The following is a 14,784-nucleotide window of genomic DNA, read 5'->3' as shown; positions in this document are numbered from 1 at the left end:
GGCCCGGACCCTGACTGCTTCCGGCCAGTGGCAAGATTGCTCCAGCGGCCGAGATGCGGCGCAGAGCTGCCGTTCCGAGGCTAGCCCTCCAACCCAATCCCGGAAGCACTTAAATCTCGGAGCCACTTAGGAGTGCTGGCAGGCGGGTGGATTCGGTCGGCCCCTAATCGAGAGACGCTCTCTCCGCCATTTAACTTGATTGATTTCTATATTTTTTCGGAGCAAGCCGAGCCTTCATGCTCGACCAGGTGATATCTGAAACGATCGCGCACGAATTCGTTGAAGAACTGTCCTTTTGAGAAAGCCGCCTTGAAAGCCGTGTAGACCTCGGGTCCTACGTCCTCATAGTCATAGCGCTTGCCGGTCGGGACGAACCATACCGAAAGGACCCGCTTCGACGGATCGTAGTGGATATTCCGGATCGCGGTGGAAGGCACGTGCAGGCTCCTGCTTCCAACTCTTAATTCGTCGTGCGCCGCGCGGTTCCGCCGCGCCGGCTTGCACAGGGGCTCCGACTGCCTATCTGAGCCGCATGACTTCATTGAAAAGCCGAGCCGACGACGACGATTTCCAGGGCGATCTCTTCGGTGCGCCCGCAAGCCTGTCGCCCGCGCCCGAAGGCTTCTCCTACCAGCCAGGCCTGATTACCCGCGACGAAGAACACGAGCTGGTCCGTCGTATCCAGGGCCTGCCTTTCAAGCCGTTCGATTTTCACGGCCATCTTGCCAACAGGCAGGTCGTCGGCTTCGGCCTGCGCTACGACTATGAGCGCCGCCAGGTGCTCGAAGCGCCGCCGATTCCGGACTTCCTGCTGCCGCTTCGCGCCAAGGTTGCCGCCTTCGCGGCGGTCCCGGCCACCGAATTCGCGCAGGTGCTGATCAACGAGTATCGCCCGGGTGCCGGCATAGGCTGGCACCGGGACAAGCCGCATTTCGAACTGGTCGCCGGCGTTTCGCTGCTCGCGCCCTGCAGCTTCCGGCTGCGCCGCAAGAACGGCGCGGCATGGGATCGTGAAACGATCGAGGTTGAGCCCAGGTCTGTCTATCTCATTGCCGGCCCGTCGCGAAACGAATGGGAGCACAGCATCCCGCCTGTTGAGCAACACCGCTATTCCGTCACCTTCCGGACAATGCGCGCTTCGTAAGTTGCCGCGCCGGCGAATGTCCGGAACCATCGTCCGGCCCCGGGGTTGTGTCGTCAGGTTTCCCGATGGAAAGGAAAGACGATGCGCATGTTGACGATAGTCCTGACCCTGTCGGCAATGGCATTGGCGCTGCCCGCTTCCGCTCAACGCGCCGATCCGCAGCCGCCGCAAGTCCTGCCTCCGGCCCAGCAGCCCGCCCCCGACCAGGCCCAGCCTGGCGAGGACAATGCCGGCCAGAACGTCACCAACATTGTCGTGGTCGCATTCGAGGATTTGCCTTCGGAAGTGAAAGCTCAGGCCGAGGCCATCGTCGCTAGGACGACGGCCAAGGAACTGGCCAAGCTGCAGAGCTCGGTCGACGCCTCGCCCGAGGCGACGTCGGTTCTGCATGCCAACGGACTGAATTCCTCGCAAGTCGTCGCCGCCAACATCGACGGTGACGGCACGCTGACCCTGATCATCCAGACGACGGCATGACCCGGCTGGACGGCGGCTGACGGGCCGCGATCCGCCTTCGATACTCACTCTTGCGAGGTCGTCATGACCGAAGCCGCGGTCCGTAACTTCACGCTCAATTTCGGGCCGCAGCACCCGTCGGCGCATGGCGTGCTCAGGCTGGTGTTGGAACTGGACGGCGAAATCGTCGACCGTGCCGATCCGCATATCGGTCTGCTCCACCGCGGCACCGAAAAGCTGATCGAATACAAGAACTATCTGCAGGCTCTGCCTTATTTCGATCGGCTCGACTATGTCGCGCCGATGAACCAGGAGCATGCCTTCTGCCTTGCCGCCGAAAAGCTGCTCGAACTGTCCGTCCCCCGGCGCGGCCAACTGATCCGCGTGCTGTTTTGCGAGATCGGGCGGCTCTTGTCGCATCTTCTCAACGTCACCACGCAGGCCATGGATATCGGCGCGCTGACGCCGCCGCTATGGGGTTTCGCCGAACGCGAGAAGCTGATGGTGTTCTATGAACGCGCCTCCGGCGCCCGTATGCACGCGAACTATTTCCGCGTCGGCGGCGTCCACCAGGATCTGCCGGGGCAGCTCTTGGATGACATCTGGGATTTCTGCGATCCGTTCCTGCAGGCCTGCGACAATCTCGAGGGCCTGCTCACCGACAACCGCATCTTCAAGCAGCGCAATGTCGATGTCGGCGCGATCTCGCTCGACGACGCCTGGGGCCTGGGCTTCTCCGGCGTCATGGTGCGCGGCTCGGGCGCCGCCTGGGACCTGCGCAAGGCGCAGCCCTATGAATGCTATTCCGAAATGGATTTCGACATCCCCATCGGTAAGCACGGCGACTGCTACGATCGCTATCTGGTACGCATGGAAGAGATGCGCCAGTCGGTGCGGATCATGCGGCAGTGCCTGGAAAAGCTGCGTTCATCGGATGGCCAAGGTCCTGTCGCCGTGCCGAACCAGAAGATCACGCCGCCGCCGCGCGCCACCATGAAGCGCTCGATGGAAGCGACCATCCATCATTTCAAGCTTTATACCGAAGGCCACCGCGTGCCGCCCGGAGAGGTCTATGCCGCGGTCGAGGCGCCGAAAGGCGAGTTCGGCGTCTATCTGGTTTCGGACGGCAGCAACGTTCCCTATCGCTGTAAGATACGCGCACCGTCCTTCGCCCATCTCCAGGCCATGGATTTCCTGTCGCGCGGGCACATGGTGGCCGATGTCGCGGCGATCATCGGCTCGCTCGACATCGTGTTCGGCGAGATCGATCGCTGAACAAACAAAAGGGAGCGCGGAGAGCCCGCCACGTCTCCGTCGTTCCCATGGAGGTCTTGAACGGTCGCGATCGTGGGCATCGCGGCCAGCGCTAGAGCAATTCCAGAGACAGTGCCCGCGTTTTTCCGTCCGGAATAGCGTCGGACAAAGCGGTGGAGCGGAAAGCCGTTTCCATGAAACGGTGAACCGCTCTAACGCATGAACACCGCTCTCAGCCAGGCGAGAATGCCCGCACCCGGCGAGATCGCCGCCCGCACGCGCGATGCCGCCCAGCGGGCCGGCATGTTGGCGCCGACATGGCAATGGCAGACGACCTCATGCAGCTGCCAGTCGCTCATCTCGAAAAAGCGCTTGGCTTCGCCGTAAGTGTCGTCGCGCAAGCCTTGCGCGCGAAAGATCGGGTCCTCGAAAGCGATGGTGATCGCCGATCCGTCTGTGCGCATTCTTTCACGCACGTCGGGTGCGGCGTATTCGGTGCCTGCCAGCGCCGTGAGGCGGCGGCTCGGACTATCCTCCAGAAGTTGCGCCCAACGTTCAAGGCGCTGGCCGCGATTGGCGATGAGAGCCGGTGCTTCGGCATGAACGTCGGCAACGGCATTGATCTGGTCAAGGGTTTGGTGCTTCACGGCCGTCTCCTGTGTCGGCAGATGGCCCCCGTCCACAACGGGATTTAAGGCGCCGACCGACGCCGGCAAGAGCCGAAACAGCCACGTAGAATCATTTGATCGTCATCTGCCGCCATCGCGCGGCCCGATCGTGTTGGAACCATCCGCAGGCGCGACCGTTCTGCCAGCCTGTGCCGCCGATTACTCCCGACGAAGCGTCCGAGTGCGGCGATCACATCCATCATTTCAGGTCGGGCAGGACATCCCGCTTGTTGGGATCGCAGAAGAGCACCGGCGGAAGGAAACGCGATGGCCATTCTCCCCAATCCGGACCCGGCTCCCACGCCGGTGCCCACGCCGCCCATCCCTGAACCGAAGCCGGTGCGCGAGCCGGATCCGGATCGGCTGCCTGACGAGGAGCCGATCCCCAATCCCGACGAGAACGACACGCCGCCGAAGCATTCCACGCCGAGGCGGCGCCGGCCTTGAATGGCTCATGGGCGGTGCTTCCAGCGCCGCCCATGGCGATCACTCATTCCCCACGCATGGTCGGCAGGTGCTTCTTCTGCGTTCGATCATGCGTTCGCGGTAGACGCCGTAGATGACGTCGGTGTCGTGCAGCGTCACGGGCTCGGCGAAGGGGTAATCACCCGAACCGCGCCGCCGTCCACGCCCCTTCCGCCGCGTTCGACGCCACCGCCGCGGCGACGAACTTCACGCCGCGCGCGCCGTCGACGACATCGGGCACCTGCGCCGCCCGTTCAGTATCGACCGTTCCACCCGAGCGGTGCGCGCGAATAATGTCGGCGGCGTCGCGGTAGAAATTGGCGAAGGCCTCGATATAGCCTTCCGGATGCGCCGCCGGCATGCGCGAGACGCGCCGGGCTTCCGCCGTCGAGCCATGGCCGCCACGCACCAGCGTGCGCGTTTCCTCGCCATAGGGGGAGAAGCGCAACTCCTCCGGCCGCGATCCAGACCATTCGAGCCCGGCCTTCTCGCCATAGATGCGCGCCGACAGGTCGTTGTAGTGGCCGGGCGAGGTCTGGCTGGCGAGGATCGTGCCGCGCGCCCCGCCCGTCCAGCGCAGCAGCACATGCGCGTTGTCGTCGAGCCGCCGTCCCGGCACGGCGGTGAACAGGTCTGCGGAAACCGCCTCGGCCTCGAAACCGGAAATGAAGCTCGCCAGGCTGAAGGCATGCACGCCGATATCGGCGAGCACCGCCGACTGGCCGGCGCGCGCCGGATCGGTGCGCCATTCCGCCTGCTTCTGGCCCTCGGCATCGATCGGCTTGGTCAGCCAGTCCTGGATATAGGCGCCGTGCACCGACACGATGCGGCCGAGCTCGCCCGCCGCCACCATCTCGCGCGCCTGGCGCACCATGGCGTAACCGGTGTTGTTGAGCGTGACGACGAAGCGGCGCTTCCTGGCTTTGGTCAGCGCAACCAGCGCTTCGGCCTCGGCAAGCGTCGTCGACAGCGGCTTGTCGCAGATCACGTCGATGCCGGCTTCGAGGAAGGCGGTGGCGACCGGCGCGTGCAGATGGTTGGGCGTGACGATGACCACCGCCTCGATGCCGTCCGGTCGCGCCGCTTCGGCCTTCGCCATGGCGCGGTAATCGGCATAGCTGCGCTCAGGCGCGATGCCGATCTCCGCCGCGGAGGCCGCGGCATTCTCCGGATCGGAGGACAAAGCGCCCGCGACCAGTGCGATCTGGTCGTCGAGGCGCATGGCCAGCCGGTGCACGGCGCCGATGAAGGCGTTGCGGCCGCCTCCGACCATGCCGACCCGGAGACGTTGACGCGACGTACCGTCGGCGGTTGCATAGACCATGATTGCGATTATTCTCCCAAGTTCGATGTGCCGGTCGTCGCCGATGTTCGTCGTAACCGACCGCCGTTGTTTTCGAATGATATTTCTATTTTTTGTTTTGTAAAACGATTGTGCCGCGTTAGCTTTTGATCCAGGTCCAGCTAGAACATGATCCCGAAAAGTGGGAACCGGTTTTCGGAAAAGATCATGCTTCAACAACGAGCTGGATCAGGACGACGGTTCAACGAAACGTCGTTCTGATCCAGCGGACCGCATCCGGAGGGCAGGGATCGGATGACGCATCCGATGGTTGGGGTCACGATGAGGCATATCCTATGAGCGGCCGCGGCAAGGCGGCCGACGAACAGTCTGCACACAGTCTGGAGACGGCGGCGAGAAAGCGGAGCCGGTCGCTGGCGGCACTTGGCTACACCAAGCCGCAAACCTATGAAGAGCTGCGGGCGGTGCTTTCGTCGGGCACCGTGCATTTTCCGAAGCGGCTTCGCCAGGTCGCGATCTTCCTATGGCAGCATCCGAGCGACGTGGCTCTGGGCACGATCGCGCAAGTGGCGGACCAGGCCGGCGTGCAGCCCTCGACCCTGGTGCGCTTCGCGCAGATCTTCGGCTATTCCGGCTTTTCCGATTTCCAGGTCCTGTTCAAGGACCGCATGAAAGGCTCCTGGCCGGACACGCAAGGCAGCCCGGACAAGGCCGAGGAGCCGAATGCAAACCTGCATTTCCTCAATGGCATGGTCGGTGCCTGCCAGGCCTCGCTCGGCCGCATCGGCAATAATTTCGATATCGCCGCTTTCGAGACGATGGTCGATCATCTGGCGGCGGCGGAGCTGATCTATGTGATCGGCAGCAAGCGCGCCTTCCCGGTCACCACCTATCTGTCGCTGACGCTCTCGCAGCAGGGCGTGCGCAACGTGCTGGTCGACAATGTCGGCTCGACGGCGCTCGACCAGGTCGGCTGCATCACGCCGCGCGACGCGGTGCTGGCCGTCTCCTTCAGCCCTTACAATTCGATCACGCCCGACCTCGTCGCCGTCGCGCATGAGCGCAAGGCGCGCATCGTCGCCATCACCGACAGCACCTTTTCGCCGCTGGTAAAACTCTCCGACACCTGGCTGGAAGTGGTCGAGCAGGATTTCGGCGGCTTCCGTTCGCTCGCCGCCTCGCTCGCGGTCGGCATGGCCTTGGTCCACGGCGTCGTCGCGCAACGGACAGGTTGACAAGGGCAATTCCAGGAAAAGCGTGAGCGGTTTTCCGTCCGGAATTGCGAAAGACAAGGAGATAGAGCGGTTCACCGGTTCCATGAAAACGGCGAACCGCTCTAGCACGATTGACTAAAGAGAACCATCGTTCCATATTTGAAAAAATGGAAACTTTGTTCCGGGAGGAGGAATGGAGGTTCGTCTCGACGGCAAGGTGGTGCTGGTCACCGGCGCGACGCAAGGCATCGGCCGGGCGATCGCCGAGATCGCCGCGCGCTCCGGCGCCGCCGGACTGCTGATCACTGGTCGTGACCAGGAACGTGGCGACGCTGCCGCGGCAGAGCTCTCGGCCATGGGCACCGCTACCGCCTTCGCTTCCGCCGACCTCGGTGATCCGCAAACCCCGGCGCGGCTGGCGCAGGCCTGCATCGAACGCTTCGGCCGCATCGACGGCCTGGTCAATGCCGCCGGGCTGACCGATCGCGCCTCTTTCGTCGACGCCACGCTCGACGATTGGTCATCGCTGTTTGCCGTCAACGCCCGCGCGCCCTTCTTTCTGATGCAGGCGGCGATCGCCGACATGAAGAAACGCGGACAGGGCGGCTCGATCGTCAACATCCTGTCGATCAACGCGCATTGCGGCTCGCCGGAGCTTGCCGTCTATTCCGCCACCAAGGGCGCGCTGGCGACGCTGACCAAGAACGCCGCCAACGCCCACCGCTTCGACCGCATCCGCGTCAACGGCATCAATGTCGGCTGGACCGACACGCCGGCCGAGCGCGTCATGCAAGCCGAGACGCTCGGCCAGGGGCCGGGCTGGCTAGACGTGGCCAATGCGACGCAGCCCTTCGGCCGGCTGTTCGCCGTGACCGACATAGCCAACCTTGCCGTCTTCCTGCTTTCCGATGCTGCCGGCCCGATGACCGGCGCGCTGATCGACCAGGAACAATGGGTGATCGGAGCCAACCGGTGAGCGTGTCGTCGCCCGATAACCTCGGCCCTGCCCTACTCGGCCGCTTGCCGTCGGAGGTCCGCAAGCCGGCTTACAATCGCGCCGCTCTGAAGCCTGGAATCGCCCATATCGGTGTCGGCGCCTTCCACCGCTGCCATCAGGCCGAATACACCGATGACCTGCTGGCGAAGGATTTCGACCGCTGGGGACTGGTCGGCATCAATATCCGATCTCCCCTGCTGGCCGACACGCTGGGGCGCCAGGACGGCCTCTACACGCGGCTGATCCGTCAGAACGACGAGGTCGAAGCGCGCATCATCGGCAGCATAGTTAGCGTCGTCGACAGCCAGGAAAGTGCGGTGCCGGCGCTGGACGTGCTCGCCTCGCCCGACATCGAGATGGTCACCATGACCGTGACCGAGAAAGGCTATTGCCACATTCCGTCGAGTGGCGCGCTCGACGCCGACCATCCCGATATCGTCCACGATCTCGCCAATCCCGAGACGCCGGGCAGCGTGCCAGGCATCCTGGCAAGGGCGCTGGAGCTGCGCATGGCCACGCATGGCCGGCCGGTGACGCTGCTGTCCTGCGACAACATCCCCACCAACGGCATTATCCTCGGCAATGTCGTGCGCGCATTCGCCGAGCGGCGCGGCAGGAGGCTGGCGGACTGGATCGAGGCCAATGTCGCCTTCCCCTCGGCCATGGTCGATCGCATCGCGCCGGCGACGACCGAAGCCGATATCGACACCGTCGAGAAGCGCTTCGGCTACCGCGACGGCGCCGTGGTGGTGGGCGAGCGCTTCCGCCAGTGGGTGATCGAGAACCGCTTCGCCGGCCGCGTCCCGCGTTGGGACCGCGTCGGCGCGACCTTCGTCGACGATGTCACACCGTTCGAGCATCTTAAGATGCGCGTCCTGAACGGCGCCCAGACGACGCTCAGCTATCTCGGCGTTTTGGGCGGCTTCGAGCACACGTTCGAGACCATCGCCGACCCGCTTCTGGCAGGCTTTGTCCGCCGCATGCTGACCGAGGAAACGCTGCCGACGCTGATGCCCGTGCCCGGCATAGCGCCCACTGCCTATGTTGAGCAGAGCCTTTCGCGCCTCGCCAACACCGCGATCCGCCATCGCAACCACCAGATCGCCACCGACGGCTCGCAGAAGATCGTGCAGCGCCTGCTCAACCCGATCCGCGACCGCCTGGCGAAGGGCGAGAGCATTGCGCTCCTCTCGGTGCCGGTCGCCGGCTGGATGGCCTATCTGATCAAGGCGTCCGCGCGTTTCGGCCGCGCCTGGCAGGTTTCCGACCCCTTTGCCGAGAAAATTGCGGCGATCGCTGACACCATCGGTGCGGACAGCAGCGCGCTTGTCGATTCGATCCTTGCCATCGACGCTATCTTCGACCCGTCCTTGGCCGCCAACGCCACATTCCGGGCGCATGTCGTCGCCGGGCTCGACGGCTTGCTTTCAGGCGATCCGATGGGCTTTGTCGGACAAGTCTGCGCTGGGCCAACCGATGCGCGGTTGAAGCAGCCGGCGCGATCTGCATAGTTAGCAACTGGGAGGGAACATGAAGCTTGGACTGCTGACAGCACCGTTTCCGGATACGCCACTCGGCGAAGTTGCCGACTGGGCGCGCTCTGTCGGCTTCGAGGCGCTGGAAATCGCCTGCTGGCCGAAGACGTCCGGCGCCAGCCGCCGCTACGCTGGCACCAGCCATATCGACGTGGACGTCTCGGCCGCGCAGGCCAAGGACATAGCCGCCGAGCTTGCCGGCAAGGGCCTGGCCATCTCGGGCCTCGGCTTCTACCCCAATCCGCTCCATCCCGACCGGGCGCATCGCGAAGCGGTGATCAATCATCTGAAGAAAGTGATCGTGCTGGCGAGCCGCATGGGGGTCCCGCTCGTCAACACCTTCTGCGGCGGCGACGCTTCGAAGACTATCGATGCCAACTGGGAGGATGCGCAGAAGGTCTGGCCGGCGATCATCGCCCATGCCCGCGAGCATGGCGTGAAGCTCGCCTTCGAGAACTGCCCGATGATCTTCAGCTACGACGAATGGCCGGGCGGGCACAACATCGCCTACTCGCCCTATGTCTGGCGCCGCATCCTCGAAGCCTGGGGCGGCGACGTCGGCATGAACTTCGACCCCTCGCATCTCGTCTGGCAGATGATCGACAAGGAGCGCTTCATCCGCGAGTTCGGCAAGAGCATGCTGCATGTGCACGCCAAGGATCTGATGATTGATCATGATGGTTTGTACGAGCGCGGAATCCTTTCGGCTGGCATAGGCTGGCAGGTGCCGCGCATGCCGGGGCTTGGGGACATCGACTGGAACAGGATTTTTTCGGGCCTCTACCGGGCCGGTTATGACGGGCCGGTCATCATCGAGCATGAGGACCGGCGCTTCGAGGGGACGGATGAAAAGGTCAAGCGCGGCTTCCTGCTTGCCCGCGATGTGCTGCGCCCCTTCATCAAATGACGAAAAGCTCGGCTCCGACCGCGTCGGAGCCTTGGAACTGAACTGAAAAGATCAATGTGGAGGAGTACTGAAATGAAAAGACATCTGACCGTGGCCTCGCTCCTTGCCGGCGCCGCCTTGCTTGCCTCGGTGGGCGTTTCGGCCGCCCAAGGCAAGTATACGATCGGCATTTCCAACACCGTGCAGGGCAATGGCTGGCGCGAGGAAATGATCTGCGCGATGAAGGCGCAGGCGCTCGCATCCGGCGAAGTGACGAAGCTCAACATCGCCCACCGCAACACCGACGCCGCCGGCCAACTCGAGGACATCCGCAACCTGATCAGCGCCAAGGTCGACGCCATCGTCGTCAACCCGGCCGATCCGGCTGGCATCAAAGCCGGCCTCGAGGAAGCCACCAAGGCCGGCATCGTCGTCGTCGCCGTCGACCAGGCGGTGACCGAGCCGTCCGCCTACATCATCTCCAACAACCAGGAACAATATGCCTATCTCGGCGCCAAGTGGCTGTTCCAGCAGATGGGCGGCAAGGGCGAGGTGTTCTACATGCGCGGCGCCGCCGGCGCTTCGGCCGACTCAGATCGCGACAAAGGCTTCAAGAAGGCGCTCGCCGAATTCCCCGACGTGAAAGTCGCGCAGGAAGTCTTCACCGGCTGGCAGCAGGACCAGGCCAAGCAGCAGATCCTGTCCTTCCTCGCCACCGGCACCCCGATCAACGGCATCTGGACCTCTGGCATCGACAACGTGATTGTCGACGCGCTGGTCGAACAACAGGCGCCGATGGTGCCTGTGGTCGGTGCCGACAATGCGGGCTTCGTCGGCCAGCTCAGCTCGGTCAAGGGCCTGGTCGGTGCTGCGGTCACCAATCCCGGCTCGATCGGCGGCGCCGGCGTGACGCTCGCCTTGCAGATCCTCGACGGCAAGAAGCCGGCACAGCAGACCGTGCTGGTCGAGCCGCAGCTCTGGGAAAACGCCACCGACGAAGGCAAGGCCAAGCTGAAGAGCGTCGTCGATCCCTCGCTCAGCCCCGAATGGCCGGTCTCGATCTCGATCCCGGACTGGACGACCTACACCAAGGAGCAGATCGTAGCCTGCAAGGGCCCGGGCGAATAAGCGCCTGATCCGGACGCAAGCGCGAGGACGCTGGACCAAGGTCTGGCGTCCTTGCCATTTGATTTGGCACGCATAATTTGAGCCTTCGAGCAATTCCAGGAAAAGTGTGAGCGGTTTTCCGTCCGGAATTGCGTAAAACAAAAGGATAGAGCGGTTCGCCGTTTCCATGAAACGGTGAAACGCTCTGGATCGAGAAAGCTTTGACCACCAACCCCCTCCTCGACGCCACAGGCGTAGCGAAGAACTACGGTGCGGTTGCCGCGCTGCGCAACGCCTCGCTTTCCGTATTGCCGGGCGAGGTGCATGCGTTGATGGGCGCCAACGGCGCCGGCAAGTCGACCCTGGTGAAGATCCTGACCGGCGCGATCAAGGCGGACGCCGGGCGCATCCTGATCCGCGGCCAGCAGCTCGATGTCCGCTCGCCCGCCGACGCCCGCCGCGCCGGACTGCTGCCGGTCTACCAGGAACCGGCGCTGATCCCCGATCTCGATGTCTTGTCCAATCTGCGGCTGACCGGCACGCCGGTCGAGCCGTTCCGCGCCTGGGTGCGCGAGCTCGGCATTCCCGACCTCGATATCCGCGAGACGGCGCGTCATATCCCCTTGGCCATCCTGCGCGTGCTCGACCTGGCGCGCGCGCTTGCCGTCGAACCCGACGTGCTTCTGCTCGACGAGATGACCGCGGCTCTGCCCGCGAACCTTGCCGAGAAGGTGCTGGAAGTCGTGCGGCGCCAGGGCGACGCCGGCCGCTCCGTCATCTTCATCTCGCACCGTTTCGTCGAGATCTCCGCGCTCTGCGACCGCGCCACCGTGCTGCGCGACGGCTCCACGGTCGGTGTCGTCGACATCGAGCCGGGCGTCGAGGAAAGAATAGTCGAGATGATGCTCGGCACCCGCATCGAGAAGACACGCGTCACCGCGCGCGCGCCAAATGATGTGGCGGTTGCCGGCGGCCGCCGCCCGCGATTGTCGGTCCGCAACCTGCAGCTCGGCACCAAGCTCAACGACGTCTCCTTCGATCTCGCCAATGGCGAGGTCGCCGGCGTGTTTGCGCTCGAGGGCCAGGGCCAGGACGAGCTCTTCGCAGCGCTTGCCGGCTCGATCCGTCCGACCGGCGGCACCATCGACGTCGACGGCGCGCCGGTGAAATTCTCGCATCCGAGCGACGCCATCCAGGCCGGCATCGCCTATGTGCCGGGCGACCGCGCCGAGGCCTTGGCCATGCAGCGCTCGGTGCGCGAGAACATCGCGCTGCCCTTCAGCGCGGCGTTGCGCAAATGGGGCCCGATCCGCATGCGCCGCGAGCAGGTGGTGGTTTCCAGCGCCATCGCCAGATTGCAGATCGACACCCGCGCCCAGGGCGAGGTGCAGCGCCTTTCCGGCGGCAACCAGCAGAAGGTGACCATCGCCCGCTGGATCGCAGCCAACGCCCGCACCATCCTTTGCTTCGACCCTACCCGCGGCATCGATGTCGGCACCAAGCAGGAAATCTACAAGCTGCTGCGCGAGCTCGCCGGCCAGGGCAAGTCGGTGCTGTTCTACACATCCGAAATGGAAGAGGTGCAGCGTGTCTGCGACCGCGTCATCGTCATCTTCGGCGGCCGCGTCGTCGACACTTTCCCGGTCGAGCAAGCCGATGAAGCGGCATTGATGCGCGCAGCCTACGGCCTGCCGCGCGGCGCCAAGGCGGATGTCGGCATCCTTGCCGAGGTCAAACCCGGTTCCAGTGCGGAGGCCGCGTCATGAGCCGCTTTCTCCGCAACCAGGGTTGGGTCGCGGGGCTGTTCGCCCTGCTGATCTTTCTCTTCGTCGTCACCAAACTGATCCAGCCGGGCTATGGCAGCGGCGACTTCGGTTCGCTGGCGCGCGCGGTTCTGCCTTACGCCTTTGCCGTCGCGGCCCAGACCGTCGTCGTCATCGCCGGCGGCATCGACCTGTCGGTCGCCGCCATGATGGCGCTGACCAGCGTCACCGCCGCCTCGATGATGAACGGCGCCAGCGAGGAATATGCCTTGTTCGTCGTGCCCTTCGTGCTGGCCATGGGGCTGGTGCTCGGCGCGCTGAACGGCCTCCTCATCGTCGTCACCCGGGTGCCCGACATCGTCGTCACCCTGGCCATGCTGTTCGTGCTCCAGGGCGCGGCGCTGCTTGTGCTGGGCGCCCCCGGCGGCGCCGCCGCCGAATGGCTGAAGGCAAGCGTCATCGGCACCGTGCCGGTCCCCGGCCTGCCGGATTGGGCGGACGCCTGGGTGCCGAAGGCGCTGGTGCTGCTCGTCGTCTGCCTCTGCATCGTGTGGATTCCGCTCAGGCGCTCACGCCTCGGCCTCTCCATCTACGCCATCGGCAGCAACGAGCTCGCCGCCTTCCGCAGCGGCGTGCCGGTGGCGCGCACCAGGATCATCGCCTACGCGCTGTCCGGCCTGTTCGCAGCGCTTGGCGGCCTGTCGCTCACCGTGAGCACCGGCATCGGCGCGCCCATCCCCGGGCCCTATCTGCTGGCCAGCGTCGCCGCGGTGGTGCTGGGCGGCGTCGCGCTCGGCGGCGGCAAGGGCGGCCTGCTCGGGCCGATCATCGCCGTCTTCGTGCTGAGGCTGGTGCGCACCGACCTGACGCTTCTGGCCATCGATCCGAACGTCACCGCGATCATCGAAGGCGCGATCATGGTCGCGGTCGTCATGTTCGGCGCCTTCATCACCATGCGGAGCCGCCCGGCAGGAGCAACGCCATGACCGACATCGCGACCATGCCCCAGCCGGTCTCGTTCGGTCGCCGGATCAAGCGCTTCATGGCGGACCGGCCGCTCATCCCGCTGATCATCCTTTTGATCATCCTCGTGGCGATCCTGCAGGTGCTGCGCCCCGGCATCGTCAACGAGCGCTGGCTCGCCAACACGGCGAAATTCGCCATCCCGCTGGCGATCCTCGCCGGCTGCCAGACCATGACAATGCTCACCGGCGGCATTGACCTTTCCGTCGGCACGGTGGCGACGATGGGCGCCTTCATCATGGCGACGCAGATCGTCAACCAGGATCCGGCCGTGGCGTTCCTGCTGGCCATGCTGCCCGCCGTGCTGATCGGCCTCGTCAACGGCATCGGCGTCGGCGTGTTCCGGGTGCATCCGTTGATCATGACGCTCGGCACCAGCCTGATCGGCACCGGCTTCCTGCAGGTCTACCAGCGCACCGTGATCGCCTCCGGCGCCAAGATTCCGGATTTCCTCAGCTGGCTGGGCACCGGCGTCACCTACGGCTTTCCCAACGCGCTTCTGCTGTTCGTGCCGGTGGCGGTGCTGATCGTCTTCATGCTGAACCGCACCGGCTTCGGCCGCCTGCTCTATGCCGTCGGCGACAATGAGCGCGCCGCGCGTCTGTCGGGCGTGCGCTACTGGCAGGTGATCACCGCGCTCTACGTCCTCTCCAGCCTGCTCGCCGGCATCACCGGCCTGCTCTATATCGGCCTGATCAAGGCGCCCTCGCTGTCGCTCGCCGAACCGCTGGTGCTGCCATCCGTGGCCGCCGCCGTCATCGGCGGCACCTCGATCTTCGGCGGCCGCGGCGGCTACACCGGCACCATCATCGGCGCGCTGATCCTGACCGTGCTGACGACGCTGCTCACCATCCTGCAGATGCCCGAAGGCGGCCGCCGCATCCTGTTCGGCTTCATCGTGCTGTTCGTGACGGCGGCTTATCTGCGGATCGTCGAGGACCGATAGAACCAAGCGACGTGGCCGTGACA

General features: G+C 64.8%; 15 protein-coding genes. 12 read left to right on the top strand and 3 right to left on the bottom strand.

The genetic code is table 11. The features are described 5' to 3' along the window. Positions 1–206: 206 nt before the first annotated feature. Positions 207–437 carry a KTSC domain-containing protein gene (locus FJ430_RS09420; RefSeq protein WP_140642469.1) on the bottom strand — a complete coding sequence of 77 codons (231 nt, stop codon included), beginning with the start codon at positions 435–437 and terminating at the stop codon, positions 207–209. Positions 438–532: 95 nt separating this feature from the next. Between FJ430_RS09420 and FJ430_RS09415 the strand changes: the two genes are divergently transcribed. The 3 genes from FJ430_RS09415 (at position 533) to FJ430_RS09405 (ending at position 2,875) form a co-directional block, all read left to right on the top strand. Beyond that, positions 533–1,144 carry an alpha-ketoglutarate-dependent dioxygenase AlkB gene (locus FJ430_RS09415; RefSeq protein ID WP_140706786.1) on the top strand — a complete coding sequence of 204 codons (612 nt, stop codon included), beginning with the start codon at positions 533–535 and terminating at the stop codon, positions 1,142–1,144. 87 nt (positions 1,145–1,231) lie between these two features. Beyond that, entirely contained in the window at positions 1,232–1,621 is a 390-nt protein-coding gene (locus FJ430_RS09410) for a hypothetical protein (RefSeq protein ID WP_226892123.1), read from the top strand. A 63-nt stretch (positions 1,622–1,684) separates the two neighbouring features. Beyond that, positions 1,685–2,875, top strand: a complete 1,191-nt coding sequence (locus FJ430_RS09405; protein ID WP_140651331.1) for an NADH-quinone oxidoreductase subunit D — start codon at positions 1,685–1,687, stop codon at positions 2,873–2,875. 191 nt (positions 2,876–3,066) lie between these two features. On the opposite strand, the gene FJ430_RS09400 is transcribed toward FJ430_RS09405, so the two are convergent. Next, entirely contained in the window at positions 3,067–3,501 is a 435-nt protein-coding gene (locus FJ430_RS09400; protein ID WP_140642478.1) for a hypothetical protein, read from the bottom strand. A gap of 288 nt (positions 3,502–3,789) precedes the next feature. Here FJ430_RS09400 and FJ430_RS09395 point away from each other — a divergent pair, with 288 nt between their 5' ends. Further along, positions 3,790–3,969, top strand: a complete 180-nt coding sequence (locus FJ430_RS09395) for a hypothetical protein (protein WP_140642480.1) — start codon at positions 3,790–3,792, stop codon at positions 3,967–3,969. A gap of 157 nt (positions 3,970–4,126) precedes the next feature. Here the strand turns inward: FJ430_RS09395 and FJ430_RS09390 are convergent, their stop codons facing one another. Beyond that, positions 4,127–5,311, bottom strand: coding sequence for a Gfo/Idh/MocA family protein (locus FJ430_RS09390; RefSeq protein ID WP_140706784.1), 1,185 nt, complete (start codon positions 5,309–5,311; stop codon positions 4,127–4,129). Positions 5,312–5,625: 314 nt separating this feature from the next. On the opposite strand from FJ430_RS09390, the gene FJ430_RS09385 reads away from it, so the two are divergent. The 8 genes from FJ430_RS09385 (at position 5,626) to FJ430_RS09350 (ending at position 14,761) form a co-directional block, all read left to right on the top strand. After that, positions 5,626–6,525, top strand: coding sequence for a MurR/RpiR family transcriptional regulator (locus tag FJ430_RS09385; protein ID WP_140706782.1), 900 nt, complete (start codon positions 5,626–5,628; stop codon positions 6,523–6,525). 172 nt (positions 6,526–6,697) lie between these two features. Continuing rightward, positions 6,698–7,480 carry an SDR family oxidoreductase gene (locus FJ430_RS09380; protein WP_140706780.1) on the top strand — a complete coding sequence of 261 codons (783 nt, stop codon included), beginning with the start codon at positions 6,698–6,700 and terminating at the stop codon, positions 7,478–7,480. Then, positions 7,477–9,012 (top strand): mannitol dehydrogenase family protein, encoded by a 1,536-nt coding sequence (locus FJ430_RS09375; protein ID WP_413467838.1) that lies wholly within the window; start codon positions 7,477–7,479, stop codon positions 9,010–9,012. Before FJ430_RS09380 ends, FJ430_RS09375 begins: the two co-directional genes overlap by 4 nt. Before the next feature lie 19 nt (positions 9,013–9,031). Next, complete coding sequence (locus FJ430_RS09370; RefSeq protein ID WP_140706776.1) at positions 9,032–9,943, top strand: sugar phosphate isomerase/epimerase family protein; 912 nt, start codon at positions 9,032–9,034, stop codon at positions 9,941–9,943. Between the two features lie 54 nt (positions 9,944–9,997). Continuing rightward, positions 9,998–11,050 carry an ABC transporter substrate-binding protein gene (locus FJ430_RS09365; protein ID WP_413467837.1) on the top strand — a complete coding sequence of 351 codons (1,053 nt, stop codon included), beginning with the start codon at positions 9,998–10,000 and terminating at the stop codon, positions 11,048–11,050. A 200-nt stretch (positions 11,051–11,250) separates the two neighbouring features. Beyond that, positions 11,251–12,795 carry a sugar ABC transporter ATP-binding protein gene (locus tag FJ430_RS09360; RefSeq protein ID WP_140706772.1) on the top strand — a complete coding sequence of 515 codons (1,545 nt, stop codon included), beginning with the start codon at positions 11,251–11,253 and terminating at the stop codon, positions 12,793–12,795. Next, positions 12,792–13,778, top strand: a complete 987-nt coding sequence (locus tag FJ430_RS09355; RefSeq protein WP_140706770.1) for an ABC transporter permease — start codon at positions 12,792–12,794, stop codon at positions 13,776–13,778. Before FJ430_RS09360 ends, FJ430_RS09355 begins: the two co-directional genes overlap by 4 nt. Next, positions 13,775–14,761 carry an ABC transporter permease gene (locus tag FJ430_RS09350; protein WP_140651316.1) on the top strand — a complete coding sequence of 329 codons (987 nt, stop codon included), beginning with the start codon at positions 13,775–13,777 and terminating at the stop codon, positions 14,759–14,761. The genes FJ430_RS09355 and FJ430_RS09350 overlap by 4 nt, the downstream gene beginning before the upstream one ends. Positions 14,762–14,784 lie beyond the last annotated feature (23 nt).

Source organism: Mesorhizobium sp. B2-8-5, assembly GCF_006440675.2.
GTDB lineage: Bacteria > Pseudomonadota > Alphaproteobacteria > Rhizobiales > Rhizobiaceae > Mesorhizobium.
This window is presented reverse-complemented; position numbering and strand designations above follow the sequence as displayed.

Coding starts and splice junctions, on each gene's coding strand:
- FJ430_RS09415 (WP_140706786.1), top strand. CDS start 533: ATGACTTCATTGAAAAGCCGAGCCGACGACGACGATTTCCAGGGCGAT.
- FJ430_RS09410 (WP_226892123.1), top strand. CDS start 1,232: ATGTTGACGATAGTCCTGACCCTGTCGGCAATGGCATTGGCGCTGCCC.
- FJ430_RS09405 (WP_140651331.1), top strand. CDS start 1,685: ATGACCGAAGCCGCGGTCCGTAACTTCACGCTCAATTTCGGGCCGCAG.
- FJ430_RS09395 (WP_140642480.1), top strand. CDS start 3,790: ATGGCCATTCTCCCCAATCCGGACCCGGCTCCCACGCCGGTGCCCACG.
- FJ430_RS09390 (WP_140706784.1), bottom strand. CDS start 5,311: ATGGTCTATGCAACCGCCGACGGTACGTCGCGTCAACGTCTCCGGGTC.
- FJ430_RS09385 (WP_140706782.1), top strand. CDS start 5,626: ATGAGCGGCCGCGGCAAGGCGGCCGACGAACAGTCTGCACACAGTCTG.
- FJ430_RS09380 (WP_140706780.1), top strand. CDS start 6,698: ATGGAGGTTCGTCTCGACGGCAAGGTGGTGCTGGTCACCGGCGCGACG.
- FJ430_RS09370 (WP_140706776.1), top strand. CDS start 9,032: ATGAAGCTTGGACTGCTGACAGCACCGTTTCCGGATACGCCACTCGGC.
- FJ430_RS09365 (WP_413467837.1), top strand. CDS start 9,998: ATGTGGAGGAGTACTGAAATGAAAAGACATCTGACCGTGGCCTCGCTC.
- FJ430_RS09355 (WP_140706770.1), top strand. CDS start 12,792: ATGAGCCGCTTTCTCCGCAACCAGGGTTGGGTCGCGGGGCTGTTCGCC.
- FJ430_RS09350 (WP_140651316.1), top strand. CDS start 13,775: ATGACCGACATCGCGACCATGCCCCAGCCGGTCTCGTTCGGTCGCCGG.